The 26408-nt window shown below is 65.9% G+C and carries 19 protein-coding genes; 16 read left to right on the top strand and 3 right to left on the bottom strand.

The features are described 5' to 3' along the window. Positions 1-145 precede the first annotated feature (145 nt). The 4 genes from GLP40_RS15365 (at position 146) to GLP40_RS15350 (ending at position 9853) form a co-directional block, all read left to right on the top strand. A complete protein-coding gene (locus tag GLP40_RS15365; protein ID WP_154788534.1) occupies positions 146-2113 on the top strand; it encodes an N-6 DNA methylase in 1968 nt (655 codons plus the stop codon). Positions 2114-2209: 96 nt separating this feature from the next. After that, positions 2210-2851: a restriction endonuclease subunit S domain-containing protein gene (locus GLP40_RS15360; RefSeq protein WP_154788533.1), complete on the top strand. Its 642-nt coding sequence runs from the start codon at positions 2210-2212 to the stop codon at positions 2849-2851. A gap of 41 nt (positions 2852-2892) precedes the next feature. Further along, on the top strand, positions 2893-4335 hold the full coding sequence (locus GLP40_RS15355; protein ID WP_328290200.1) for a serine/threonine-protein kinase: 1443 nt from the start codon (positions 2893-2895) through the stop codon (positions 4333-4335). A 106-nt stretch (positions 4336-4441) separates the two neighbouring features. After that, entirely contained in the window at positions 4442-9853 is a 5412-nt protein-coding gene (locus tag GLP40_RS15350) for an AAA domain-containing protein (RefSeq protein ID WP_196054673.1), read from the top strand. Between the two features lie 301 nt (positions 9854-10154). Here the strand turns inward: GLP40_RS15350 and GLP40_RS15345 are convergent, their stop codons facing one another. Further along, positions 10155-12428 carry a DEAD/DEAH box helicase gene (locus GLP40_RS15345; RefSeq protein WP_154788531.1) on the bottom strand — a complete coding sequence of 758 codons (2274 nt, stop codon included), beginning with the start codon at positions 12426-12428 and terminating at the stop codon, positions 10155-10157. Between the two features lie 202 nt (positions 12429-12630). On the opposite strand from GLP40_RS15345, the gene GLP40_RS34840 reads away from it, so the two are divergent. Beyond that, complete coding sequence (locus tag GLP40_RS34840; RefSeq protein WP_328290199.1) at positions 12631-14331, top strand: DUF262 domain-containing protein; 1701 nt, start codon at positions 12631-12633, stop codon at positions 14329-14331. Between the two features lie 115 nt (positions 14332-14446). Here the strand turns inward: GLP40_RS34840 and GLP40_RS15335 are convergent, their stop codons facing one another. Then, on the bottom strand, positions 14447-15388 hold the full coding sequence (locus tag GLP40_RS15335) for an alpha/beta hydrolase family protein (RefSeq protein WP_154788530.1): 942 nt from the start codon (positions 15386-15388) through the stop codon (positions 14447-14449). A gap of 124 nt (positions 15389-15512) precedes the next feature. On the opposite strand from GLP40_RS15335, the gene GLP40_RS15330 reads away from it, so the two are divergent. After that, positions 15513-16127 (top strand): TetR/AcrR family transcriptional regulator, encoded by a 615-nt coding sequence (locus tag GLP40_RS15330; protein ID WP_154788669.1) that lies wholly within the window; start codon positions 15513-15515, stop codon positions 16125-16127. A gap of 81 nt (positions 16128-16208) precedes the next feature. Here the strand turns inward: GLP40_RS15330 and GLP40_RS15325 are convergent, their stop codons facing one another. Continuing rightward, positions 16209-16436, bottom strand: coding sequence for a hypothetical protein (locus GLP40_RS15325; RefSeq protein ID WP_154788529.1), 228 nt, complete (start codon positions 16434-16436; stop codon positions 16209-16211). Between the two features lie 440 nt (positions 16437-16876). Here GLP40_RS15325 and GLP40_RS15320 point away from each other — a divergent pair, with 440 nt between their 5' ends. From GLP40_RS15320 to GLP40_RS15280, 10 genes are all read left to right on the top strand, one after another. After that, the gene (locus GLP40_RS15320; protein ID WP_154788528.1) at positions 16877-17776 is read left to right on the top strand and encodes a helix-turn-helix domain-containing protein; all 900 of its coding nucleotides are present in this window, start codon (positions 16877-16879) and stop codon (positions 17774-17776) included. Further along, a complete protein-coding gene (locus GLP40_RS15315) occupies positions 17773-17979 on the top strand; it encodes a DUF397 domain-containing protein (RefSeq protein ID WP_154788527.1) in 207 nt (68 codons plus the stop codon). The genes GLP40_RS15320 and GLP40_RS15315 overlap by 4 nt, the downstream gene beginning before the upstream one ends. 245 nt (positions 17980-18224) lie before the next feature. Continuing rightward, a complete protein-coding gene (locus GLP40_RS33260; protein ID WP_196054672.1) occupies positions 18225-19421 on the top strand; it encodes a UvrD-helicase domain-containing protein in 1197 nt (398 codons plus the stop codon). Then, positions 19357-20196, top strand: a complete 840-nt coding sequence (locus GLP40_RS15310) for a UvrD-helicase domain-containing protein (RefSeq protein ID WP_196054671.1) — start codon at positions 19357-19359, stop codon at positions 20194-20196. The genes GLP40_RS33260 and GLP40_RS15310 overlap by 65 nt, the downstream gene beginning before the upstream one ends. 9 nt (positions 20197-20205) lie before the next feature. Then, entirely contained in the window at positions 20206-20967 is a 762-nt protein-coding gene (locus GLP40_RS15305; protein ID WP_328290197.1) for an esterase/lipase family protein, read from the top strand. 213 nt (positions 20968-21180) lie between these two features. Next, positions 21181-21459, top strand: coding sequence for an acyl carrier protein (locus GLP40_RS15300; RefSeq protein WP_328290196.1), 279 nt, complete (start codon positions 21181-21183; stop codon positions 21457-21459). Beyond that, the gene (locus tag GLP40_RS15295; protein ID WP_328290195.1) at positions 21456-22553 is read left to right on the top strand and encodes an acyl-CoA dehydrogenase family protein; all 1098 of its coding nucleotides are present in this window, start codon (positions 21456-21458) and stop codon (positions 22551-22553) included. Before GLP40_RS15300 ends, GLP40_RS15295 begins: the two co-directional genes overlap by 4 nt. Next, complete coding sequence (locus GLP40_RS15290) at positions 22550-23548, top strand: 3-oxoacyl-ACP synthase (RefSeq protein WP_154788525.1); 999 nt, start codon at positions 22550-22552, stop codon at positions 23546-23548. Before GLP40_RS15295 ends, GLP40_RS15290 begins: the two co-directional genes overlap by 4 nt. Beyond that, the gene (locus tag GLP40_RS15285; protein ID WP_154788524.1) at positions 23548-24573 is read left to right on the top strand and encodes an HAD-IIIC family phosphatase; all 1026 of its coding nucleotides are present in this window, start codon (positions 23548-23550) and stop codon (positions 24571-24573) included. The genes GLP40_RS15290 and GLP40_RS15285 overlap by 1 nt, the downstream gene beginning before the upstream one ends. Next, positions 24570-26402, top strand: a complete 1833-nt coding sequence (locus GLP40_RS15280) for a non-ribosomal peptide synthetase (RefSeq protein ID WP_154788523.1) — start codon at positions 24570-24572, stop codon at positions 26400-26402. Before GLP40_RS15285 ends, GLP40_RS15280 begins: the two co-directional genes overlap by 4 nt. Positions 26403-26408: the final 6 nt, after the last annotated feature.

Here is a 26408-nt window from a genome sequence, read left to right as displayed (position 1 = left end):
ATCGCGAGCCGTGGTTTCACCAGGTTCTCCATCCCGGTGATGCAAAACTGTAGAAGCGCGTGAAAGCATTGTCAACGCGTTTGATGAGATTGCTTTTTGCTCACCTGTCGACCAGTGTGGAGGGAGCGCATGCGAGAGGAGGGACATGTCGAAGCCCGTGCCAACGGTCAGTGCCGCGGAGATCTCCCGGTTGGCCGGCGTCACTCGTGCCACCGTCAGCAACTGGCGGCGACGGCACGCCGACTTTCCCAAGTCCATCGGCGGTAGTGAGGCTCGTCCGCTGTTCGACCTGCATCAGGTGCGGGAATGGCTGGCCGAGCATGGAATCGAAGGCGAGGAATCGGCAGCTACCGATCTGCGCACGCTGGTCCGCTCGCGGGCCACACCGGATGCCATCGCCCGATTGCTGGAATCGATGCGGAAGACCGGTGCGACCTGGAGCGCGTCGGCTGTCGACGTCGGCGTCGCCGACGAGGTGCTCGCCATGGTCGAGCGGCTCGCGGTTCAGGAGGGTGCGCGCGCGGCGATCGACATCCTGGGCGACCGCGCCCTGGAAGACATCGCGGCGACAGGTGTGTACATCACTCCGTCGTGGATCGCGGAATTGATGGCGGCGCTGGCGAGTTCGCCGGTCACGCCGGATGAGGTTCTCGATCCGGCATGCGGCACCGGCTCTTTGCTGTTGGCGGCGGCGCGAGCCGGAGCGACGCGGCTGTACGGCCAGGATGCCCTGCGGGTTCAGGCGCAGCGAGCCCGGTTGCTGATCGAGGCGGAAGCCGGCATCGACCCGGTCGTGCGATCCGGTGACAGTCTCACCGCCGATGCCTTTCCGGAGTTACAGGTCGACGCCGTGCTCTGCAACCCGCCGTACGGTCAGCGTGACTGGGGCGCAACGGAATTGGCCTTCGACCCCCGCTGGGATTACGGCCTGCCGCCGCGGGCGGAGTCGGAACTCGCCTGGGTTCAGCACGCCATCGCGCACCTGCGTCCGGCCGGGACCGCCGTTCTTCTGCTTCCGCCCGCCGTCGGTACTCGTGGATCCGGTCGCAAGATCCGCGCCAATCTGGTCCGCACCGGCGCCCTGCGCGCCGTGATCGGATTGGCCCCCGGCGCCGCGCAACCATGGCATGTCGGCCTGCAGATTTGGGTGCTACGCCGCCCACAGCCGGGCTCCCCGGTTCCAGACTCCATTCTGTTCGTGGACACTTCGACGCTGACCGCCACCCTCGACGGTGAGGATAGAGCGGTCGGGGATGCGGTGCTGCGGGCCTGGCGGGCGTTCGACGGCGAGAATCCCGAGGACGCGATGGAGTCGGGGGTGGCGGTGCCGGTCCGGCTGGTGGATGTGCTCACCGAGGAGGTCGACCTCACTCCGGCTCGCTACGTTCGTTCGTCCCTGGACTCGGACACCGTCTCCGGTCAGGTTGAACAGGCGATTCGCCGACTGGACAGCGCCGCGACGGAATTGGTCTCCGCGACAGGAGAGTTGGGTGGATGGTCCGCCTCGCAGGGGAAGACATGGCGTTATGTGACGATCGCCGAGCTCGCGAATCATGGTCAGCTGGAATGGATTCGATCCGAGCCGCCGAGTTCCGAGACCGGATCGGCGGATCAGCAGCGTCCCATTTTGACCGCCCCCGATATCGCGACGGGAAGCCCCGCATCCGGTTCACCGGCCTCCGCCGCGACCGCGAACACCGTCGATGTCGAGTTGGGTGATGTCCTGATCCCGGCTGTGCGTAGCGACCGCACCGGTGGACGGAGTGCACGGGTCGCGGGTCCCGAGGATGTCGGCGCTATCCGCGGCCCGCATGTGCACACGCTGCGTGTAGACGCCGACCGCCTCGATCCGTGGTTCCTCGCGGGGTTCCTGACCGGTGCCGAGAACATCTCCATCACAAGGACTTCAACGGTCCGGTTCGATCCTTCCCGGCTACGGATTCCGGTTCTCGGGATGGCCGAGCAACAGCGCTACGGTGAGATGTTTCGCCTGCTGTTCGTCTTGCGTACCGCGGCGCGGCGCGCGACTTACGCGGCCGAGCATGTCGCCGAGTTGGTGACGACCGGGCTGACCGCCGGTGCCCTGGCGCCGGGTGCCGAGGACCGACAATGAGTGCCACCCACCAGGTTTACCGCGCTGTTTTGCCAGAGCGCTGCTAGCGTTGCTGTCCGTTGGACCGTCGACGCAGGTTGGGGGAGGGAATCCGTCGTGACGCAGGATGTTGCTGACTACGCCACACTGCGTTCGGAACTGCTCGCTCAACCGGTCTGCGAGCCTCCGGCGTTGGAATCCTATTCCGGTCCGCACACGGTGATTCCGCTCGAGGACCTGGTCGAAGCGGGCGCGCTCACCGTGTATGAAGTCCCGCCGACGGTCGGGGTCGAAGGCGGTGAGACGCCGATGCTGTCAGCCAAGGATGTCCGTCTGGGCCGGGCCGCCTCCCGCTGGGGGAATGCCGCTGAGCCGGGCGCGGTCACCATTCGCACAGGCGATGTCGCCGTGGCCGTCAGCACGGAGGCCGCCGTCCGGGTCTGCGAGGACGAGGGAGTTCTGCTGGGCCCCGGTATTCGACTGGTTCGAGCCGACGTCAATGCGGTCGATCCGTATTTTCTCGCCGGGATACTGCGGGCGGCGATCAACGCTTCGGATGGCCGTCCCCTCGATCTGTACGAGGTTGCGGTGCCACGCATCCAGCTCGCGGAGCAACGCCGCTACGGTGCCGCCTTCGCGCGGCTGACCGCACTGGAAACCGCCTACCAGCGGCAGCGGGCCGACATCGAGCGTCTGGTGCGGACCGGATTCGGCGGGCTGGCACAGGGACAGCTCCGTCCCACCACGGACGATCAGTAGGTTTGCGTGTCGCGTTTTCTGGACTCACGGAGGTAATCGCGGTGCAACCGCAGGTCGTCGGCGGCGGCCGGTACGAGTTGATCGGCTCGATCGGCGAAGGCGGCATGGGGCAGGTGTTCGAGGGCTACGACCGCCACCTCAAGCGCCGCATCGCGGTGAAGTTCACCCATCCCAACCTCGACCGGGATCCGGACTGGGACAAGCGCTTTCTCCGGGAAGCCGAGCTGATGGCGCGGTTCAACCATCCGGGGCTGCCCGTGATCCACGACGCGGGCTCGGGCTCACCGACCCCCGGCGGGCCCGAGCGGCCCTATCTCGTCATGGAGTTCATCGAAGGGACGACTTTCGACAACTTCCTCGAGAAGCACGGCCCACAGCCGGTGGGAGTCGTCGCGAACCTGGGCGCCCAGGCGGCGGCGGTTCTGGCTGCCGCGCACCGCAATCGGATCTATCACCGGGATCTCAAGCCGTCCAATCTCATGCTGTGCGCGGACGGCACGGTCAAGGTGCTCGACTTCGGCCTGGCCGTGGCGCCTGATTCGGATATGACCAGGTACACCATGACCGGGCACACGCTGGGCACCCCGGCGTTCATGGCTCCCGAGCAGGTCGAGGGCCGCGAGGTGGTGCCGCAGACCGATCTCTACTCGCTGGGGCTGGTGCTGCACGAGCTGCTCACCGGTGATCGGGTGATGACCGGAAGTTCGCCATATGCCGTGTGGCAGAACCAGGTTCACCTGCCGCCTCCCGACATCCGTCACGAACGTCCCGAGGTGCCGGTCGACATGGCGCGGCTCATCATGAGCATGCTGGCCAAGTCTCCGGATCAGCGCCCCGAGGATGCGGCCTCGGTGCACGCGGTGCTGTTGCGATACGCCTCCGATCTCGGCGACCTCTCCGAGGTCAACGACAACCACAGCCCTGCGCGCATGTATGCCCTCGCGGTGAGCTCGATGGTGTCGGGCCGCACCGCTTCCACCGTGGTCGCCCCGACGCGGAAGCTATCCAAACCCGTTGAGCCCATGGCCGATATGAGCCCCACAACCGACTTCAGTCGTGGTGACCTGCAGCGCGCCGTGCGCCGCGCTCGCGATCTGGCCGACGATTCCCGCTACGATCCGGCGATCCACGAGCTCCAGACTGTTGTGGAAGCGGCTGTGCCCGTATTGGGTTCGCGTGACGCCGATGTGGTCGAGGCCCGGCTGAAACTGGCGGACCTGCGTTTCGAGAGCCTCGACCACGCCGCCGCGGCCGATATGTACCGCGCCCTGATCGATGACCTCACCGCTGAGCGCGGACCCTACGACGACCAGGTCATGTACTGCCAGCGGCAGCTGGCCACCTGTCAGGTCCAGCTCGGCGACACCCGCAACGCGCTGACCCGGCTCAAGCGGCTGCACAGCCAGATGGCGGTCCGCTACGGCGAGCAAGATCGCAGAGTTATCGAACTCGCCGGCCAGATCAACCACATCAAGCTGTCCTAGCGCGGATTTCAGACCACGCGGACCAGTCGAGCGAATGCATGACGGCCGCCGATGACCTCCCGTGGTCGCAGCCCCGGGGAACACGATGAAGGAGTGGGTGTCGAAGATGAGTGGGACGCCCGTCATGAACGATATCGCCGACCGCGGTGCGCGATTGTTCGAATACCTGGCAAAGGCCCAGACGCTGCGCATGTCTCGCATCCAGGACATCGCCACGTACCAGCGCGACGGCGAGGTGCTCTGGATCGCCGACCTGCCAGAACACCCGGCCATCACCTACCAGCAGGCGGATCCGGGGAAGCCGTTCCTGATGGTGCAGAAGGTGACGATCGGTTCCCCGCCGGAGCCGGACTCGGAACTGCGCCGCTGGCTCGAGAACGGCTGGGACAAACCGCAGCCCGAGCCGATCTTGCGTGTCACCCGAAATGACATATCGGGAACGCCGCTTCTGCTCGATGAGCATTCCGAGATTCGCGGCGCTTTCGCGGAATGGCTGCCGCGCTGGCGGGAATGGGCGGAGGAGGCGCGGCCCAAACAAGCCGTGCGGCATCTCTACCAGACCATGTACGAGATGTACACGCGCTACGACGGTGCCACCGAAACCCTCGAAGCCGTACTCGCCCTGGGATTTCTGGTCTGGAGGAACGACAAGGTCGGCAGCGTGCGCCGCCATGTGCTCACCATGCCGGTGGTGCTCGGCTTCGACTCCGATTACGGAGCCATATCGGTATCCATCGACCCGAGCGTCACCGGCTACACGGCCGAACTGCAGGAGATCCTCGACCCGTCCCACATGGCGGCGGCCAGCGACCTGCAGCGCGCCGAGAACGAGGCGCGCGACGGTGACATCGATCCCTTCGACCGGGAGAACCTCGGGGCGCTGGTGCGCATGTTCATCAACTGCATCAACCCGGACGCGGTGTACGTCGACGACATGCGACCGGGAGCTGCCGCGGTGCACCCCACGGCCAGCTATGCGCCGGCGGTGATTCTCCGCAAGCGAGGCAACCGCGGCATGGTGACAGCGCTGCGCACGATCGCCGAGACCATTCGCGGCACCGGTGAGCTTCCCTCCGGCATCCGCAATCTGATCGACCCGGATCACGAGCCGGTGCCGACTCCGTCCGAGAGTGAGGGCGCCATCGTCCGAGACGGCGCCGATCAATTTCTGCCCTTGCAGCTCAACGATGTTCAGCTGAAGATTCTCGAGCACGTCGACAACCACGCGCACACGCTGGTGCAGGGCCCGCCGGGCACCGGCAAGACGCACACCGCCGCGGCCCTGATCACCCACCTGCTGGCACAGGGAAAACGGGTTCTGATTACCGCGCATACCGATCGCGCCCTGCACGAGGTGCGCGCCAAGCTGCCCGAGACGATCAAACCGCTCTGCGTCGCGGTGGTCGGTGATTCGCGGCAGGAGCTCGAGGATCTCAAGTCCTCGGTCAATCGGATCTCCCAGGCCGCGGCCGACCACGATCCGGCGGCCGGCGTAGTCGCGGTAGCGGCCACCGAACAGGCGATCGCGGAGCTCCGGCGAAAGCGGGCGGCCATTCAGCACGAACTACTGGCGCTGCGAGAACGCGACGTCACCGTGCACTCGGTCGGTGGCTACACCGGAACCATCGCCGATATCGCGCTCCGCTGGCGAGCGGCGCGATCCGATTTCGACTGGATCACCGACGTGGCGACCGTCGAGACCGGGCAGGACTGCCCGATCGCCGGGGAACTGCTCCACGAATGGCGAAAGTTGTTGCTGGACAGCAATCTCGACGATCCCGAGGTGCAGGCGCCCGAGCTCGTCGCCGCGACCTCGCTGCCGCCCGCCGAGCTGTTCGGCCAGTGGTGCACCACCGAACAGCTGGCGGCGGACCATCTCCGCGGCTACGTGCAGTATGACGGCGATCCCGCGGCCGCGCGTATCGCCCAGCTGGCCGGCGATGAGCGTCACCAGGCGCGGGCGCTCTTCGACGACATCATCGATCGGGGCCGGCAACTGAGCCATCGGTCCGAACCCTGGGTCCAGGCCGCCATGGCCGATATCCACGGTGGACGGGACTTCGAATGGCGCTCCCGGGCCGCCGCCATCGGCGAACTGCTCACACACGGGGATGCGGTGGTGTCGGCACTCGGGTACACCACCGTTGAGGTAACGGTCGACGATCCCGCGTCTTTGCTCGGCCTCGCCGAGAATCTCAAGTCGCACATCGAAACCCACGGTGCCTTGAAAATCCACCCCGACGGCCGGCCCAAGACCGGGCTCACCGCGCCCCGAGTGGTGAAGCTTTCCGAACCGCTGTTCGACCACGTTCGGATCGACGGGCGAATCCCGACGACGGCCGAACAGCTCAACCACTTCCTCAATGCTCAGCACGGCCAACGCATTACCGGCCAGCTCGATTTGTTGTGGTCGGCCACCGGCCAGCCTCCCGCTCCAGGTCTGCTGCGCGACCACATTGCCCGGCATCGCACCGCGTACGCGGTCCTCCAGCAGGTGCTCGACTACGCCAACCGTCTCGTGTACGCCGCGATGTACCTGCGTCAACTCGGTCTGCCGGTACCCGATTGGGCCGATCTGATCGGGGTGCGAAGCGCGCGTGAGGCTTTCGACGCGGTGGAAGCGCGGGAAGCGCTCGACCGTGCCGCGGAACCCCTCGCGGAACTGACGCGGCGGCTGAGCGTGCTGGCGGATGACCCCCGTGCCACCGACAACGTGCACCGGCTTGCCGACGCAGCTCGAGACCGGGACACAACCGCCTACCGGGGGGCCCACGACCGCTTGGCCGAGCTGAATCAGCTGCGCCGCAGCCTCGCTCGGCGGCGGGAGATCGAGTCGGACCTCGAGACGCTGCCGTTGCTGCGGGCGGCGGTCGCCGCCGACCCGGCGAATCCGGAGTGGGATGGGCGGCTCGAGCACTTCGCCGAGGCCTGGCGCTGGGCCGTGATCGGCAGCTGGTTGGTCGCTCACAATGTCGGCGGGGTCAACGAATTGTGCCGCCGCCTCGACGATGTCGAGGAGGAACTCCGTGGCCAGGCAGCCGCGCGAGCGGCTACCACGGCATGGGATCTGGCTGTCGGCCGGCTCACCAACCGGGCTCGTGCGGATCTTCAGCACTACGCGCAGCTGGTCAAGAGCCTGGGCCGAGGCACGGGACAGTACGCCGATCGCAAGCGGGCCGAGATTCAGCAGGCACTCGGCAATTGCCGATCGGCGGTGCCGGTGTGGATCATGCCGATCTACCGTGTGGTCGAACAGTTCTCGATCACCGCCGACATGTTCGACGTGGTGGTTGTCGACGAGGCCTCGCAGGCGGGGGTCGAGGCGGTGTTCCTGCAGTACCTCGCCCCGCGCATCGTGGTGATCGGCGATGACAAGCAGGTGTCCCCGTCGGCTGTCGGCACCGACGAGTCCGAGCTGGAACGGCTTGCCAACCAATATCTCTACGACGACCGCTACCTGTCCTCGTGGCGCAATCCCAAGCGCAGCCTCTTCGACGACGCTGTCATGCGCTACCCGAAGAAGCTCACGCTGATCGAGCATCGCCGGTGCGTGCCCGAGATCATCGGGTTCTCGAACAAGATCGCCTATGAGCCGGAGGGCGTTCGGTTGATACCCGTGCGCCGCTACGGCAGCGATCGGCTGGACCCGATCCGCACCGTCCACGTCACCGACGGCCACGAGGTATCCAGCCGGGTCAATCCCGCCGAGGCCGACCGGATCGTCGAACAGATCGAGCATTGCCTCGAGGATTCTCGCTACGACGGAAAAACGTTCGGCGTCATCTCGTTGCTCGGACCCGCACAGGCCAAGCACATCGCACAGAAGCTCGTGGCGCGCATCGGTCCGGAGGAGATGCAGCGCCGAGAGCTCCACTGCGGTGACGCGGCCGACTTCCAAGGCGCGGAACGCGATGTGATCTTCCTGTCACTGGTCGCCGCGCCCGGCCCGGATCGGCGGATAACCGCCCAGACCACCGACGGCATCGTCCAGCGGTACAACGTCGCGGTGTCGCGGGCGCGGGATCAGTTGTGGCTGTTCCATTCGGTGACCCTCGAGCACCTCACCAACAGTGCCGACATGCGGCTGCGGCTGCTCGAATACTGCCTCGGAATCGAGCAGCGCTGTCACGTCGATGACGAACCGCCGCAACGGTTTCCGGACGACTATCCGGTCGAGCCGTTCGACTCGCTGTTCGAGCAGCAGGTGTGCAACCGCATTGTCGACCGCGGGTACCGCGTCACCCCGCACCACACCGAAACCGGGTACGACATCGATATGGTCGTCACCGGTGGTGGCGGGCAGCTCGCCGTGCACTGCGACGGCGATCGCTGGAACGGCCCCGATCTGTACCGTGAGGACCTTGCCCGGCAGCGTGACCTGGAGCGCTGCGGCTGGCCCTTCCATCGAATCCGATTGGCGGACTTTATTGTCGATCCGGACGCCTGCCTGGACGAGCTGTGGCGCAAGCTGGAATCGCACGGCATCTACCCGATCGCCGAGGAAGAGCAGCGTCGCCTTGCCAACTTGCTGTCCGACTCCGTACCGCAACCGGTCGATCCGGCTGATCTATTACTGCTGCACCGCGTTTCGCAGATCTCAGGCTTGGAGGCTGAGGAGGACGACGGTTCGCGACTGAGCACTCGTGAGGACGATGCGGGAGAACCGGTCCGACCGACGGCCCCTGAGGTGACAACGATCGACCCTGATCGCGAGGCGCCTGCTGGATATGGCGACCTGTCCAGTCTGGCTGCACCCGACCGCGCAGGTGGGAATCAGTCTGTGCTGGAAGAAAACTTGCAACCAGCCGAGTTTCCGGAGCCGGTCGATGACGAGTTGATAGACCTCACTCCAGTGGAATCGCTGACCCCGTCAGGGATCGCTGCTGGCGCGGCCGACAACGGCCCAGCCGTGCCCGAACCGAACAATCACGCCGCCCCGGTGACCGACGTAGGTGAGCGTGCGGACGGTGATGGACCGCGGGTGAGCGGTGCGGGGCGTCGCGTCATCGAGTCTTATGTCGCGTTCACTGAGCATTTGGAAAGCCCGACCAGCGCCGACCACGCCACGATCGTCGGCGACTTCCTCCGTATCGTCGCCGTCGAGGGTCCGCTGACCGCAGCGCGGTTGAGGGCCGCCTACGTAACCGCTGCCCGGACGCGGGAGCGTGACCAGGTCCGTAAGAAACTCGATATCGCACTTCGGGCGGCCGTCGCCCGAGGAAAACTGTTGGTGGACAACGCACTTGACATCGACGACCCCGCGTTGCTGACCTACCGATTGCCCGACCAGCCCGCATCCCGCTGGCGTGGGCTCGGCCCCCGCAAGGTCGAGCAGATGCCGCCGCTCGAGCTCGCGGAGATGATGGCCGATCAGGCCGAGCGACATGGATGGGCGGACCGCGGCGCGCTCTTCCGCGCGGTGATCAACGCGGTCGGCCAGACTCGCCTGACCGACAACACCATTGCGGCTCTTGCCCTGGTTCTGCCGCTGGCGCAGGCGCTGGGCAACGCGAGGTGACGCTGATCGGCGGTCAGTGCAATGGCCCATAGGCGCATGATCCGGGAGCGCTCGCCGAGCAGTCGAAGCGATCCGTGAGATCGGGTATGCGCTCTCCACACCTATCTCTGAACCCGTAGCTTCTCCAGAAATCGCGGCATGCCCGGATCGAACTGGTGCGCCGGCGCCCAGTGACTGGGCCCCGATAGCGGGTCCACCCGGTCTTTGAGTCCGGGTTGCAGGTTTTGGCCGCCTCGTCGGTTGGGTCGGCGCAAATGGACTGCTGATGGCTCTCTACAAGGAAGCTTGTTGAGCAGAGGCCTTAGAGCAGTTCGGCTAGCTCGCGCCCGCGCATCGTGGCCGCGAATCGCAGCAACTCGGTCCGGTTCGGTCCGACCTCACTCACGGTCCGGGCGATATCGAGAAAGGTATCGATCGGGTCGGACGGTGACGCGGCCCAGTCGAGGATGGCCCGCATGACCCGCCGCCATGTCGCGGTGTCACCGTCCCATGGACGCGACAGGTAATAGAGGGTGTCGGCTTGCCATTCGACGAGTTCGTCAATGGTCATCGGGGAGTACTTGGCTGCCGCGGGTTCCCACAGGTGAGTGATGTCCGGGAAACCGAGCAACTCTTGCACTCGTTCCCGGTAGGTTCGCTCGGACTGTCGAGCCTCGGCTTCGACATCGCTGGGCATCGAGTGTTGTGCGGGCTTCTCAGGGGCGTTTTCAGCGGGGGCCACTCGAGGTTGGTCCTCCACCTGTTCGGACTGTGCCGCAACGGGTTCCGTCGCAGCCGCATCCGCGTCCGCGTCGACCGGAGTCAACTCGGGCTCATCCTGCGATGGATCGGCGGCGGAAACATCGGGTCTGCCGGAGCCTGGCGCGGGAATCTCCGTGGTTTGCGATGGGCTCGGTCCCTCCGGGGCGTCGACGGTGAGCGGCCGCGTGACCGGTGCGCCCTCTTGGGGCGCGGCTTCGCTCAGCCACGACCGCAGGATCGACGGCAGCGCGGCGCCATCTATCGTGACGCGTTCCTCGGCAATGGATTCCAGCTCCTCGAGGAATGTCTCATGCGCTCCGAGTGCTGGGTCCTCCGGTGTTCCGTATACATACGCCACTACGAAAAGCGCTGCGCCGTTATTGGATTTGGGGCGTACGACCCGCCCCATGCGCTGAATCATCTGGCGGCGGGTACGACTCGCGGCCAGCACCACGCCGACCTGCGCATCGGGTATGTCGATACCTTCGTCGAGAACGCGAGGCGCGGCGAGCGCACGCAGGTCGCCGCGACGGAAATCGCCGATGATGCGCTCTCGGTCAGCGGGGCGCAGTGCCGACCCCACGCATCCGCAGGGCAGCGCGCGCTGCTCTAACACCGACTGGACCTGTCCGGCCGTGGAGGTCCGCTCGGCGAAGAAGATCGATTGTGTCGCACGAAGTTCGGTGATCGGCAAGGTGCGGATCAGATCGAGCTTGCCCTCACAGTCCGCGAGGACCTCCCGGCGCTCGGAGAAGTTCTTGAGGAACCGCTGCGCCTGCCGTGCGGCCTCGCCGCGCTCCTGGTTCGCCAATCGCTGGGTGAAGGACATGAACTCGCCGAAGGACTCCTCGGGGGCTCCGTATAAATCGACCAAGACCGATTTGGCTTTTCGCGCGGCCTCGTCGGCACGGTCGTACTTGGCGCGTTCACGGGCATTGAAGTGCACCCCGACCAGAGCCAGGCGTACCGGGGCGAGTATGCCGTCGGCGCGGGCGCGAGCGTAATCGCATCCGGGCACCAAGTCGCCGAAGTACGGGCGCAGGATCTCTTCCACCGCATTGTCATTGCGTTCGAGTGTGGCCGTGAGTCCGAGCCGCCACTCGTACTGTTCCGCGAGGGCCTTCGCGTAGCTGCCCGCACCATAGCGGTGCACTTCGTCAGCGACCAGGAGAGCGCCCGGCGGGATGGACAGCGGCGTGCTGGATACCGTCTGGACGGTCGCGACCAGGACATCCCAGTGAGCGGGCGGACGCGGGCTGCCGTTGCCGCCGACCCTGTCGATCCGGTGGCCCGGCAAGGCGGAACGAAGGCGCTCCCACCATTGGGTCTGCAGATCGATGCCGGGCACGAGGACCACCGCCCGGCGGCCGTCGTCCACGGCCAGGGCGACAGCCCGGATCCCGACCGCTGTCTTGCCGGAACCGGTGACAGCCTCGACGATGCCACGCCGGTCATGGGCGATCCACGCGTCCAAGGCTTCCGACTGCCACGCTCGCAGTGCTGGTCCGGCGTAGCTGGAAGCCGGAGAAGGCACGTCCTCGGCGGGATCGGATTGCATTGCTTCCGGTTCCGCCCACGACGCCACCAAGTGGCTCGCCTCTTCGCGCACTGCCCAGATCGCCGGCTGTTCGGGACCCAGGATCTCGAAAACCTGTGGCTCGCTGTAGAGCAGTTGGGTCACGGCGGCCGGGCCGATGTCGTTCGTGGCGAGGCGGGTGCTGATCTGCTGCGCCGATTGAAATGGCGTCCGCAGCAGGATGATCGCTATCAACCGTGTCAATGCCGCTCGGGGAGTGTTCTCCGCGGCATGCCGCAGCTTGACTTCAGCGACCATGTGCCACCTTCTCGGCCCTGGAAACCACGCCACAGCCTAACCCGCGCACCGCTGACCGATACGCTGGCCGATTCGACCCCACACCGGCCCGGATATCGCAAATACGATGGCCTCTCGTGTCCCTCCGGCTGCGAACCCGACCGCCTTCCCACACGTCTCGGTAGGGTGACCCGCGGACAACTCGAACCGTAAGGAAGACTTGGTGTTTTCTCCCGATCATCTGGTCGTCGTGATCCCCCGCGCCGACATCGAGAGCGGCGACCTGCGACCGACCCTCGACGTTCTGAACTCCTGCTTCGCCTCTCCGGAGCATGCTGTTCGTGCCCTGGGGTCAGTGGAATTGGTGGTCGAGGGCTACGAACACATTCCGACCGAGCTGTTCGACATGGAGCCCGTTCGCCACTTCGTGCGACGTATGGACAATGAGTTTCCGTACTGGCTGTACTTCCTCGGCCTGAATGGCTCGTCGCTGCAACTGATCTTCGGGTGCTTCATGCCGCCGTTCCTCAGTGAGGCCGACAGGCAACAGCAGTTCGAACACCGTCTGTGGTCGCTCATGGAGAGCCGGTGGCTTCCGGCGATGCAGGACGTCGCCGGCTTCGCTGGGCTCGATGCCGCCCAGTTCGAATCGCGTTCCAACGACGTGATCGGGTACTTCCGTGCCGCGGCGACCCCGCCGGCGGTCCCGCCGAATTCGTATCCGGATGCGACCGCGTCGGCCGCTGATCCGATGATGCACGCGGCGCCACAGGCTCCGGAGGACACCGTCGTCGAAGAGGTCTTCTACGGCGAGCCGACGGGTGTGGAGATCGAACGCGAGGAAGACGAGTTCGGCCAGCGAGTTTCCACGCCATGGGATCCGGACCAGATCAGGATCTCCACTCGCACGTTCTCCCTGCGCAATGTCCTCGACATGATCGATGACGGTGACCTCGAGCTCGCTCCCGATTTCCAGCGCAACAGGGTATGGAAGGGCCGTCAGAAGTCCCGTCTCATCGAGAGCCTGCTGTTGCAGATTCCCCTGCCGGCCTTCTATTTCGCCGAGGATCGCGGCGGCATGTTCCGGGTGGTGGACGGACTGCAGCGACTGTCGACCGTGCACGAGTACGTGCAGGGCCGGTTCGCGCTGGACGATCTGGAATACCTCGATGCCGAGCTCGGAAAAGGTTTCCGCGACCTGGACGCTCCGCTGCGCCGACGGCTGCACAACGCGCAGATAGTCGTGCACGTCATCGAACCGTCCACACCCAACCGGGTGAAGTACGACATCTTCAAGCGCATCAATACCGGTGGAGAGCCGTTGAACGCCATGGAGATTCGGCACTGCATGAGCAGCGCGCGCAGCCGCGACCTGCTCAAGCGCTGCGTATCGGCGGATGTGTTCCAGGCCGCGACCGCGGGCGTGCTGCGCGACCATGTGCGCATGAACGACCGCGAAGCGGTCCTTCGCTTCCTCGCTTTCTACAGCCTGCCGGATCTCCAGGAATACGACGCGTACAGCTCACTGGAGAACTTGCTGGATGCGACGACCGAGCGCATCGACGATCCTCGCCAAGTCTCCGACGAACAACTCGCCTCCTGGTACGCCGCCTTCGAACGCGGCATGGCGAACGCGCGAATCATCTTCGGCGACTATGCCTTCCGAAGGTGGCCCGCGGGCTCGAACCGTCGCTCTCCCATCAACCGCGCCCTCTTGGAAAGCTGGGGTGTGGTGCTGGCCGCCTATCGCCCGGAGACGCTGGTCCCCGCTCGGGAACGTATCGTGGCCGAGGCCCGCAAAGCGATGGCGAAGAACAGTGACTACATCGCCGCCATCAGCTCGTCGACCGCAGATCCCAAACGCGTGCGAATCCGCTTCGAGGTGGCGCGGCGGATCGTCGAGGACGCGGTAGCGGGCTTGTAGGTATCGCGGCAATCGGGCTCACCGAGACGAATGAGGTAGAAGTCTGCTCGAATTGTGTCGGCTGCCATCGTAGGCTGGCCGGTGGTCGCGGCAGAGGCAGTGCCGGCGGGTGCGTCTACTTGTGGTCGATGCGGCCGATCGGATCTGCGGCCCGCGCGAGATCGGCCTGCGTCTGCTTCCATTCCACGTCATCGATTCCGAGGACGCTGCGGAGGTAGGCCCAAGAGGCCTTCCGGATCAGCGCGACGCGATCGGGGCTTTCGTCGGTGGTGTCGTTGGCGTTGTAGCCATGGATTCCGCCGAGCGAGTGATCGCCTCCGAAGATGGTGAGCAGGCTTTGGGCTCCGGGGCTGTAGGCGTAGACGTCGGTGAACCAGTCGGGGCCGCGGGTGGAGAGATGGGATTGATCGTGATCGCCCGCGACCACGAGGGTCGGTGTGGTCAGGCTGTCGAAGTCGGGGTTCATGAAGGAGAAGTTCTCGGCGGCGAACGGGGTCAGGGTGTCGCCGCCGAGGCCGGTTGTCGCAAGCAGGACACCGGCTTTCACTCGAGCATCGGTCAGATCGGGTCCGGTCTGGCCGTCCGGGCCGATGACGCGTGCGCCGAGCAGCATGCCGACGGTCTGTCCGCCCCAGGAATGTCCTGCGGCGGCGATGCGGTCGCGGTCGATGCGTTCGGCCAGCCCTGGAATCGCGGCGACGATTCGATCGAGTTGGTCGAGTACGCGGGTGACGTCGCGGACTCGGACGCGCCAGATGTCCCGGTAGCGGGGATCGGCCGGAGTGAGGCCGAGGGTTCGTGAATCGAGAAAGGTGGGCTGCACGACGACGAAACCGTTGCCGGCCCAGAAGTCGACCAGCGGATCGTAGGAGGACATCGACTCGCCGTAGCCGTGGGCGAGCACGACGATGGGCAGACCGGTGCCGGCAGCGGATGCGGATACACGCACCTGCAGGTCGTCGCCGCGTCCGGGCGCGGACAGGACGACCGGTTTGACGCTGATGATGGGGGTGGTCAGGGCGGGCACGGCGCTCTGGGCAGTGTCTGGTCCGGGCATGAGATTTCCCTTCGATAGCGATGAGCGCTGCTTTGTGACGGGTTCGAGCACCCGCTCGAACCGTGGATATACTTGCAAAAGCGGAGCGCTGCTCCGAATATACGGAACAACGTTCCGGTTGGCAATGGTTACGAGGAAGGGATGTCACGTGGGCGCACGCGACGAGCGAACGCCGGCCGCACCGAGTTCGGCCAAACGCGCCGACGCACGACGGAACGAGCGGGCCCTGCTCGATGCCGCGGCATCGGTATTCGTCACCCATGGCGTGGACGCACCGGTACGCCAGATCGCCGCCGCGGCGGGCGTCGGCATGGGCACGATCTACCGGCACTTCCCCACGCGAGCGGATCTCGTCGCAGCGGTCTACCGGCATCAGATCGATGCCTGCGCCGACGCCGGGCCCGCCCTGCTCGCGGCGGAGTCCTCACCGTTTGCCGCGCTGCGTCGATGGGTGGATCTCTTCGTGGACTTCTTGGTGACCAAGCATGGGCTCGCCGCCGCGATGCGCAGCGACCCCGACAGCTTCGCCGCTCTGCACACACTGTTCCTCGACCGGCTCGTGCCGGTATTCGACGATCTCCTCACCGCCGGCCGGGACGCCGGTGAGATCACCGCCGACGTCTCCGCCTATCAACTGATGCGCGCGATCGGCGACATTTGCGCGGGCGCAGAGATTTCCGACCCGAACTACGAGGTGCATCTCACCATCGGCCTGCTACTCGACGGGTGCCGACGGTAACGGCCGCGATATTCGAAGGCGCACTCGACGTCTCGACCCAACGGTTCAGGATGGTCGGACCCGTCTCACCAGTTGGTGCGGCTATCCACCGAATCTCCTTCCCTTTGTCGCGAGCGCGATGCGGCCGCGGGCGCTGATCCGCCATCGTCCGCGGGTGCGGCTGGCGATGATCAGGCCACGGGATTCGAGTTGGGCGAGGGCGTTTCGGGTGCGCCAGGCGGTCAATGTTGATGTCCGCTGGATCTGTGCTGCGGTCAGCGTGTTGTCGGGGTGCAGGACAGCGAGGACGGCTACTTCGGCGGGGTTCATGAGGTCGGTCACCTCCGGCTTCGAGATCGGTGTCGTCCGGTGGGATGCCCGCTTGGGTGCGGGACGTCGAGATATCCACCTCCGATCAGCGGAAGCCGAAGGGAGCTGGGACTTTCCGAGCGATTGTCCGAGTAGAAGCCCCAGCAGGACCAGAGGATGACGGCGGTGCAGAGGGCGATGATCGACAGTAGCGCCCATGCGTCCCAGAGCATTACGACCTCCCTTTGACTCGTGGCGAGCAGTGGTGATCGATGTCGTTCGATGTCGGTCCAGTAGAGGGCTCGCGGACTCGGATGGAGGCCAGAATTGGAGGTTCCAAAAGAATCCATCCGTTTTCCCTGCGCAGGTTCCATGCTGTGCGGACAATGAAATCCGCAGCTCGCCAAGCAATCACCCACGATGAGGTGTGGGTGCCATCCAAAGATTCGGGAGCAAAGCTGATGAGCAAGAACCCGACGACGATTCCCAGGCGCCAGTTGGGGAGGCAACTCCGGGAGTTGCGGCAAGCGGTGGGTCTTTCCCTGGCCGACGCGGCCAGGTTGATCGAGCGCGGAGCCGGGACGCTACAGCGGCTGGAGAAGGGGGAGAATCCGCGGATCCGGCAGCTCGACATCGAGGCGCTGTGCAAGCTCTACAGTGTGTCGGAGGAGCGCACGCAGCAGATGAAGGCTCTTGCCTTGCAAGCGGATCGGCGCACCAGGCCAACTGATGAGTCGCATTGGTGGACGAGGTATGAAGATCTGATTCCGGCCGAGTTCGAGACCTACATGTCGTTGGAGATGGCGGCCGAGCGGATGATCACCTACCAACCTGACACCATGCCTGGCATCGTCCAGACTGCCGACTACGCCACGGCGTTGAATCGAGTGTTCTTCACGTCGGACACGGCCATGGAATTGCAACAGCGAGTACAGGTTCGGATGCAACGGCAGACCGCGATCACGCGGCGCTTGTCTCCACTCGAGGTCGACCTGCTCATCGATGAGGCCGCCTTGAGGCGTGTCGCCGGTTCGCGCAAGATCATGGCCGCCCAGCTCCGCCGCCTGGCCGACACACCGCCGAACGTCAAGGTGCGAGTAGTCCCGTTCAGTGGCGGGTTCCCTCTGGGCGGTCATGTGGGCCCGTTTGTGATCCTGGACTTTCCCATGGACCCCATGACGGATGTGCCCATTGAGCCGTCAACCGTCTATGTCGAGTCCTACGGTTCCAGGATGTACTACGACAGCGATGTCGATGTCTCTCGTTACCGTGACGCCTATATGAGGATCGGCCGGATCGCATTGAATGAAGCTGATACCAAACACCTTCTGAGGTGCATAGCGAAGGAGTATGAGGCATGAATGATCTATCCGATGCGCACTGGTTCAAGAGCACCAAAAGTCAGGGAGGGGAGACATGCGTGGAAGCCGCGCACCTGAGTGGAGGTGGCGTCGGCGTACGGGATTCGAAGCTGGGGGAGTCCAGCCCGGTCTTGGTCTTCGACGGTCAAGCCTGGGACCGCTTTACGAGCGCGGTGAAGGCGGGTCGCTTCGATCTGCGCTAGGTGCCCGCCCGAAGCGTCGAGTCTATGAAGGCTGTTTCGAAGTGGCGATCACTGTCCCCAAACCGGGTGGGCCAAACGCAGTTTCCCGACCAGATTCGTGCCCGCATCTGCGCGGTGAGCTTCGAGTCGACGGCGTTCTAACAAACCGACTGGACGGACTTGTGGCTCGTAGGCGAATTGGGTCAGTCTAGTGGAACGCTGCTCGCTCGGGCGGATGTCGTCGCAAAGCGGATGGGGGTGTCGCGATGGCACGGACAACGAGTCATGACCGCGAAGTACGGCGGTTGCGCGCGGAGAAGGCTTTGTCCGTCGTCGGGCCGCTGGTGCCGAGGGCAAGAAATGTGTTGTCCGGGTTGCTATCCGAAGGGAGACAAGGATGGCACCTGCTCGTCCGGGATTCGAAACTGCCGACATCGGCGTACGCTGACGCGTTTCTGATCGGGACCGGTGGTGTATTCGGGCTCCTGTTCGACGACCGGGCGCCTGAGGCGCCGATCGCCCGGGACATCGAAACGCATGCCGAGCAGCTGTTCGCCGATTTCCCGGTGGGTAACTACCGCAACGTTTTCGTGCCGGAGACAATCGAACTCGTTCTGGTCGTCGCTCCGCGCGCTCGAGCGCGGGTAGACGGCTTCCGTGTGGTCAGCGAACTCGACTACCGGTCGCTCTTCGATTGCGAGCCGCGACTCCACCGTGGTGTTACCGGCCGGATCGCGGAGATGGTCTCCGCGCGCGATTGTGGCTACAGGCTGCTGTCCCTTGACGGACCTCAGTCTGCGATGCCGTCGAGCGAAGCTGGATTGATCGATACCGAACGCCTGTTGGAGGACGAGCGTGCCCAGGCATTGGAAAAGCCGTTCCCGACCTGGATGACATTTCTTGATCCGAAGCAACGGGCGCTGGTGTCCCGGAACTACAACGGTCCGGCTCGTATCGCCGGACCCGCGGGAACCGGAAAAACGGTGGTCGCTCTGCATCGGATGGCCCGGAGGGCTCGCAAGACCAGCGGGAAGCTGCTGTTCACCACCTTCGTTCGGAATCTTCCCAGATGTCAGGAACAGGCGTTCGCGCAATTGGCTCCGGATGCGCTGGAGCGGACGGAGTTCAAGAATCTGCATTCTTGGGCTCGCGAGTTTCTCGAGGGACGTGGCGAGCACGTGAATATGGATCTCGGTCTCGCCGACAATGCCTTCAATCTCGCGTGGTCGCGTGTCGGCAGTCGCGGCCCTCTCGCGAAGATCGAGCCCGACAACCGGTACTGGCGTGAGGAGATCGATCGTCTGATCAAGGGCCGAGGCATCCATGACTTCGACGAGTACGCGAAGCTCGATCGTCGGGGGCGGCACGGCACATTGCGTGGTCCCGGCTCGAAAAGCGGTGTGGCAGCTGTTCTATCAGTACGAGGAAATTCGCCTGTACCAAGGCTTCCTCGATGCCAATGACCTCATCGCCGCCGCATTGGCCGAGCTGGAGGAGAATCCGGCTGATCCGCTCTACGACATGGTCGTCGTCGACGAAGTCCAAGACATGTCGGTACTCGGTTTGCGACTTGTGCACGCCCTCACCGGAAATGCGCCGAACGCACTGCTCCTCGTCGGTGACGGACAGCAGAAGATATACGCCGGCGGCTGGAAGCTCTCGGATGCCGGCATCCCGATCATCGGCCGCGGCGAGGTGCTTCGAGTCAACTACCGAAACTGCGACGCAGTACTGGCGTTGGCTGCTTCGCTCGAAGGAAAGATCAGGGTCGACGATCTCGATGGTGCGGACGGCACCGTGCTGAGCCGCTCCGAGGCCGCGCTGCGTGGCGGGACGGCCGAAACATGGGCGGGCAGCGATGAAGACGTCGAGGAGCAGGTACGGATACAGCTGCAAAGAATCGCAGCACAGGGAATTCCGCTGTCCGCGACCGCCCTGCTCACGTTGACGAACCACCATGCGGACCGATTCAGAGCAGCACTACGTCGGTGGCAGGTGCCGTTCCGCAACCTCGAGGACCACGTCGGGGCGGAGGAGGACATGATCAAGATCGGCACTGTATACCGCGCCAAGGGGCTCGACTTCCGTGCCGTGGTACACCCTTTCTTCTCGAAAGCTCTCCCCGCGGAACCGCTCAGCGATGCCGCCCATGACCGTGCTGATCTAGTGACGAATCAGCGGTTCGTGGCCCTTACCAGGGCCCGAGAGTATGTCTGGCTGGGGATCGTGGAGGATTAGATAACTGCGGTGGTAGAACGGCATGAGATCTTCTACGAAAGCGGGCCGATGTACTCCCTCATGCAGATCGCACGCATAGGCGTCGTCTTGTTCTGCGCGGCAACAGGATTGGTCGTGGGGCATGGGACGGCGGTGGCCGAAGGCGGTGACCGGGACCCGGTCCTGGTGATCGGCGGCATCTATGCGGATCAGGCGCGCTTGGAAAGCCTCCGGGGTTGGCTCGACGCTCGCGGATACTCCGCCTTTTCGATGGTATTGGCCGGGAATCCCACAGGGACAGCGCCGATCTCGGAGTCGGCGCAGGCCGTCGCCGACAAGGTCGCGGATATCCGCCGACAGACCGGGGCACGACGTGTGGATCTGGTCGGTCACTCCATGGGCGGTCTCGCGCAGCGGGCCTACGTGAAATTCCTCGGCGGACTCGACTCGGTCGGAACCTACATCGACTACGGCACACCCGAACAAGGTGACGACCTCGGAACCGTATGCTCCGAGGTATCCCCGGGTTGTCAAGATCTGGTGCCGGGTTCGGCGTTCCTGACTCGGCTCAATGCGGACCCCGCGGTGCCGCCGGGCCTGATCGCCTACCACTTCTTCTCCGAAAATGCTGGTGCGGAGAAGAATTCGCTGCCTGGTGCGACCAATGCCAGCATTCAATCGTTCTGCCCCGGCCGCACGGTCTCCCACGGCCAAGAGCCCATCGACGGCGCACTGCAGCAGTTGATCGATTCCGCGTTGCGCGGTGCGCCATTGGCCACCGACTGCCCCTGAGCGCCTCGATCGCAGCGCCACCTTCTCTGAACATAGATCGCAACCCTTGAACTGACCCGGCTGGTAGCCAACACCGTTGGTGACCACCTCATTCCCGACCGGTTCGCCCGCGAAACCTTGGGCTTGTTCGGGAACAACCGCGATGGTGTCGTGGTCTACGCGGCAGGACGGGTTGACGTGCTCGCCGTGAGTGGATGGCGAGAGGGATTGTTGGTGGAAGATCTGGCGCGGGTCGTGCAGCATCGGGCGGAGCTCACGAAGGAGTTGCTGGCCTACTTCGGGTCGATGGCCGAAATCGAATTGGCGCCGGACGACGATATTTTCGCGCTCGGACTGGTGAATTCTCTACGGGCACTGGAGATCGTCGTGCACGTGGAGAGCACCTACGGGATCTCGGTCGATGTCGACGATCTCGAGCTCGACAACTTTCGCAGTGCCGCGCGTGCGGCGGCCTTCGTTGCCCGCAAGCGGGGCGGGGACAGCCACTCGTGATCGAGGTGCACGATCTCGTGCAGGCTGCGGCCCGTGATGCCGCACGGTGGGATCGGGACGGTCTGCCCGACGAGATGATCAAGCTTGCCGGTCGAAATGGGCTGCTGGGGGCGGATCGGCCCGCCTCCTTCGGTGGCGCGGAGCTCGATGCGCGGGAGCTCGGGCGATTGGCCGCGACGCTCGGGCACGCGTGCACCAGCCTGCGTTCGCTGGTGACCGTGCACGGCATGGTGGCCGCCGCGGTGGATCGGTGGGGTACGGCCGCGCAGCGCGAGCTGTGGCTGCCCCGGCTCACCTCCGGTGAGGTCATTGCCGCGCTGGCGGCGACCGAAGCCGGAGCTGGGACCGAGTTGTCCGCTGTCGCTATGGCTTTCGAGCCGGTGGGCGCGGATTTCCTGGTCTCCGGCACCAAGCTGTGGGTGACCTTCGGCCAGCGTGCGGACATCTACCTCGTGCTCGGAAGAGCGCCGGGCGGACTGTGTGCCGCACTGGTGGATCGAGACCGGCCCGGGGTGGGTGTGGAACCTGCCGAGAGCGGTCTCGGGTTACGCGGCGCGCGACTGGCGACCGTCCGGTTCGACCGGGTGCGCATACCCGCCAACCAGCTGATCGCACCGCCGGGCTTCGGTCTGTCCCATGTCATCGGCACCGCATTGGATCACGGGCGCTACACCGTCGCCTGGGGTGGCGTCGGGCTGGCGCGCGCCTGCCTCGGCGATGCGGCCGCCCATGCGGCCACCCGCGTCCAGGGCGGCGCCGCACTGGCCGAGCACCAGTTGATCCGCGCCACGCTCGGCCGCTGCTGGGCGGATGTCGAAGGCGCGCAAGCGCTCTGCGAACGCGCGGCCGATGCGCGGATCGCCGGATCGCCGGAGGCGCTGATCGCCACCATTGCCGCCAAATACGCGGCCGCCGGTGTCGCGGCGTCGGTGAGCGAACGGGCCGTGCAGATACTCGGCGCGGCGGGCTGCGCACCGGACAGCCGGATCGGCCGGTTCTACCGCGACGCCAAAGTCATGCAAATCATCGAGGGAGCACAGGAGGTCGCCGAGGTGACCATGGGCGAGCACGTCATGCGGGGCGCGCGATCATGAACGACCGTGCACTACCGAAGGACCGTGTACTACTGGGTCCGGTCGCGACCTGGTTCCCAGAACAGACCGCCGAGGTCGTCACGCTGGCGGAGCTGGCCGATCTGCCCGCGAACCGCAGGGAACACGCCCTGGCCCTGGGCATCGACACGGTGCGCACCGCCGACGGTATGACCGAGGTCGATCTCGCCGCCGAGGCGGCGCGCACGGCGCTGGACGAGGCCGGTCTCGCGGCCGCCGATCTGGACGCGCTGATTCTGGCCACCGGTCGCGCGCCGCAGTACCTGCTCGCCTCGGAAGCGACCCGGCTGCAACACCGGATCGGCGCGGCCCGCGCCTTCACCACGGCGGCGGGGGACCTCGGCTGCGTATCCGTCTCCGCCGCACTGACTCTGGCCGCGAGCCTGGTTCGCGCGGATGCCCACTGCCGTAACGTCCTGGTGGTCAGCGCCGCCAAGACGCCCACCCGGAATCGCTACCGCGCTCCCATGACGGTGCTCGGCGACGGTGCGGCCGCACTGCTGGTCACCACCTCCGGCGCCGGCCGCTGGGAGTTCGTCGACCAGATCGTGCGCAGCGAAGGCAAATACGCGGACCTGTTCCGCATCGATTACCGCGATATCGGCTCCGACGACTGGGTCGAGGAGTGCGCGGACGAGTCCGCCTACTCGTTCCGGCTCGCGGTCGAGAGCAAGAAACGGTTCGACGCCATCATTCCGGAACTGCTGCGACGCAATGGTGTCGGAGACAGCGCGGTGGGGCCGATCCTCATGCAGAACCTGTCGGCCGGCGCCTTCGCCTTCTGGGAGGAGGCCCTGGATCGCCCGGTCGACAAGGCTTGCCGGACCAATCTCGCGGCCTACGGCCACCTGGGCTCCATGGACGTGCTGGTCAATCTGGAGGCCGCCGCGGCCAGCCGCGCGCCCGGTGACTACGCGCTGGTGTTGAACAGCAGCCCGGTCGCCGCGTGGAGCGCCTGCCTGCTGCGGAGGGTGTGATGGCGACGACGGTGAAATGCCTGGTCTGGGATCTCGACGATACGGTGTGGCCCGGCGTTGTGCTGGAGTCGGACGGCGGCGCACCGAAACCAGAAGCACTGCACACAATCCGGACTCTCGATGAACGCGGCATCCTGCACGCCGTGGCCAGTCGTGGCGAACCACGCGCTGCCACCGCACATTTGCGCATGCACGCTATCGAGGACATGTTCTCGGCGGTCGAGATCGGTTGGGGCCCAAAATCGGAGGCCATTCGACGGATCGCCGAATCCCTCAATATCGGCCGGGACACGATCGCGTTCGTCGACAATGATCCGGTCGAGCTGGCCGAGGTGGCCGCCGCCTTCCCCGAGGTCCGATGCTATCCGGCCGACCGGATCGCCGATCTTCCGGACCTTCCCGAATTCACCCCGGCCGCAGCGACATCCGAGGCACGGCAGCGCCGATTGCTGTATCGCGCGGAGCGGGAGCGCAAAGCCTCCGAAGCCGAATTCAGCGGCTCGGACGCGGATTTCCTGGCCTCGTTGAATCTGGTCATGACCGTCAGCGAAGCGACCGAGGCGGACCTGGTTCGCGCGCACGAGCTGACCGAACGCACCCACCAGCTCAATACCACCGGCGTCACCTTCGATATGGACGAGCTGCGGGCACTGTGCGCGTCCCCGCGTCACGAGGTGCTCGTCGCCTCCCTGACCGACCGTTTCGGCGGCTATGGCACGATCGGGCTGGCGGTGACCGAAAAGCGGGGCGCCGATGCGGTCCTACTCCTGCTGCTCATGTCCTGTCGTGTCATGTCGCGCGGCGTCGGCACGACTCTCATCGCCGAGGTGGTGCGCCGCGCCCACGCGGCCGGATTGCAACCGATGGCGGAATTCGTTGCCACACCACTGAATCGGGTCATGCTCGTGACTCTGCGCTTCGCCGGGTTCGAAGTGGCCGCGAAGGACGGTGACCGCATCCTGCTCGCCTGCACCGTGCCCGCCGAAGACATCGGCGGCACCGGCCATGTCGAGGTGGTTCGATGAGCACGGATCTGCTCGGCGGCCTGCTGCGCCAGATCGAGCGGGTGCCCGATCGCCTCGCGGTCGTGATCGGGGAGCGGTCTCTCACCTACCGGGAACTCGACACCGCGACAACGGCTCTCGCACGCCGCCTGCTCGCGGCCGGGGTGCGGCCCGGGCAGACGGTCGTCGTCTACCAGCGGCAGAACCTGGGCACCGTGATCGGCATGATCGCGGCCCTGCGCGCCGCCGCGGCCTGGTGTGTCATCGAACCCGGCCACGGCGGCGAGTCCTCGCTCGGCGCGGTGCTGGAGGCGCTGGACTGTGCCGTGGTGCTCATCGACGGCCGGGATCCGCTCACCCCGGGCGATGCGGCGGCGGCGCTGGCGGGCGCGGCGAACGGTCCCGCGGTCATCGACATCGCGGCGCAGGTGAATCCACCCGAGATCCCGCTGCCCGGCCCGCCGCCGCGGCGCGCGCCGGCCTATGCCATCACCACCTCCGGCTCCACCGGTGTGCCGAAGGCGGTGGTCGTATCCCGCGCGAACCTCGCCACCCAGATCGGGTCCCGGAACAACTCGCACGCCGACGGTGCGCTGGTCGCCTTCTCGGCCATGCGGCTCATCTGGGACGGCTCCCTGCTGGGTCTGGTCTGGCCGCTCGCGGTCGGCGGCACCAGCGTGTTCCCCGATGCCCGGATGGTCCGCGATATCGACGCCGTCGTCGAACTCGCTCGCAGCCAGGGTGTTTCGCATTTCATCGCGACACCGTCGCTCTACCGGCTGGCGCTACCACGGCTGGCCGAGCCGTGGCCGACATTGCGGACGGTGATTCTGGCGGGGGAGGCGGTCCCGCCGCGCCTGGTGGCCGAGCACCGCGAAGCACTGCCCGCCGTGGCGCTGCACAATGAATACGGCCCCACCGAAGCGACGATCACCTGCATCGGCCCGTATGTCGCGGACACGCCGCGGCAGGTCATCCCGATGGGAAAGCCGGCCGCGGGCACGACAGCTCATCTCCTGGACGACAAGCTGTCCCCGGTGAGTCGCGGCACTCGCGGCGATCTGTACCTCGGCGGCGGGCAGATCGCCGACGGCTATGCGGCCCGTCCCGGACTGACCGCCACTCGATTCGTGGCCGACCCTTTCGCCACCGAACCGGGTGCTCGCATGTACGTCACCGGCGACCTCGCCCTCGCCGACGCGAACGACGACATCGAATTCCACGGCCGAGTCGACAATCAGGTCAAGGTTCGTGGCGTGCGGATCGAACGCGGGGCGGTAGAGGCGGTGCTGGAAGACCATCCCGCCGTACGCGAGGCGGTCGTGCTGCCCGTCGCCGATGTCGACGGCTCCGTGTACCTGGCCGCCTTCTGGGTGCCCCTGGACACCGCGGCGGCTACGCCCGCGCCGAGCGCGCTGGCCGGATTCTGTGCCGAACATCTGGTGCCGGAAGCCATTCCGGCACGGTTCGTGATCATCGAGGGCCTTCCCATCACACCGGGCAGCGGCAAGCTCGACGAGGCGGCCCTGCGCGCGCTGCTGACCGGCTCCACGGTCGGGCGGCCGGTGTCGCGGGACGACTGGACCGAGACCGAGCGCGCCCTGGGCGAGATCTGGTCGGAGGTGCTGCTGCACGACGAATTCGAGCGTACGGACCGCTTTCTCGACGTGGGCGGCAACTCTCATCGCGTGGTCGCCCTGCACATGCGCTTGCAGGCGCGCTGGCCCGGCGCCATCTCGGTGGGCCTGCTGTTCGATCTGGACACCGTGGCCGCGCAGGCGGCCGCACTGTCCGCCGACCCGGCGCGGCCCGCCGCACCGGCGGACATTCCCATGGCATTCGAAGTGTGAAGGACA

The sequence above is a fragment of the Nocardia aurantiaca genome, from assembly GCF_009708175.1.
In the GTDB taxonomy this organism is placed as follows: domain Bacteria; phylum Actinomycetota; class Actinomycetes; order Mycobacteriales; family Mycobacteriaceae; genus Nocardia; species Nocardia aurantiaca.
Note: the sequence above shows the minus strand (reverse complement) of the source record. Positions and strands in the feature narration are given on the sequence as shown.

What these genes read in the sequence shown, in the direction of transcription:
- GLP40_RS15365 (WP_154788534.1), top strand. Translation starts at nt 146, where the DNA reads ATGTCGAAGCCCGTGCCAACGGTCAGTGCCGCGGAGATCTCCCGGTTG.
- GLP40_RS15350 (WP_196054673.1), top strand. Translation starts at nt 4,442, where the DNA reads ATGAGTGGGACGCCCGTCATGAACGATATCGCCGACCGCGGTGCGCGA.
- GLP40_RS15345 (WP_154788531.1), bottom strand. Translation starts at nt 12,428, where the DNA reads ATGGTCGCTGAAGTCAAGCTGCGGCATGCCGCGGAGAACACTCCCCGA.
- GLP40_RS15335 (WP_154788530.1), bottom strand. Translation starts at nt 15,388, where the DNA reads ATGCCCGGACCAGACACTGCCCAGAGCGCCGTGCCCGCCCTGACCACC.
- GLP40_RS15330 (WP_154788669.1), top strand. Translation starts at nt 15,513, where the DNA reads ATGGTTACGAGGAAGGGATGTCACGTGGGCGCACGCGACGAGCGAACG.
- GLP40_RS15325 (WP_154788529.1), bottom strand. Translation starts at nt 16,436, where the DNA reads ATGAACCCCGCCGAAGTAGCCGTCCTCGCTGTCCTGCACCCCGACAAC.
- GLP40_RS15320 (WP_154788528.1), top strand. Translation starts at nt 16,877, where the DNA reads ATGAGCAAGAACCCGACGACGATTCCCAGGCGCCAGTTGGGGAGGCAA.
- GLP40_RS15315 (WP_154788527.1), top strand. Translation starts at nt 17,773, where the DNA reads ATGAATGATCTATCCGATGCGCACTGGTTCAAGAGCACCAAAAGTCAG.
- GLP40_RS33260 (WP_196054672.1), top strand. Translation starts at nt 18,225, where the DNA reads ATGGCACGGACAACGAGTCATGACCGCGAAGTACGGCGGTTGCGCGCG.
- GLP40_RS15290 (WP_154788525.1), top strand. Translation starts at nt 22,550, where the DNA reads ATGAACGACCGTGCACTACCGAAGGACCGTGTACTACTGGGTCCGGTC.
- GLP40_RS15285 (WP_154788524.1), top strand. Translation starts at nt 23,548, where the DNA reads ATGGCGACGACGGTGAAATGCCTGGTCTGGGATCTCGACGATACGGTG.
- GLP40_RS15280 (WP_154788523.1), top strand. Translation starts at nt 24,570, where the DNA reads ATGAGCACGGATCTGCTCGGCGGCCTGCTGCGCCAGATCGAGCGGGTG.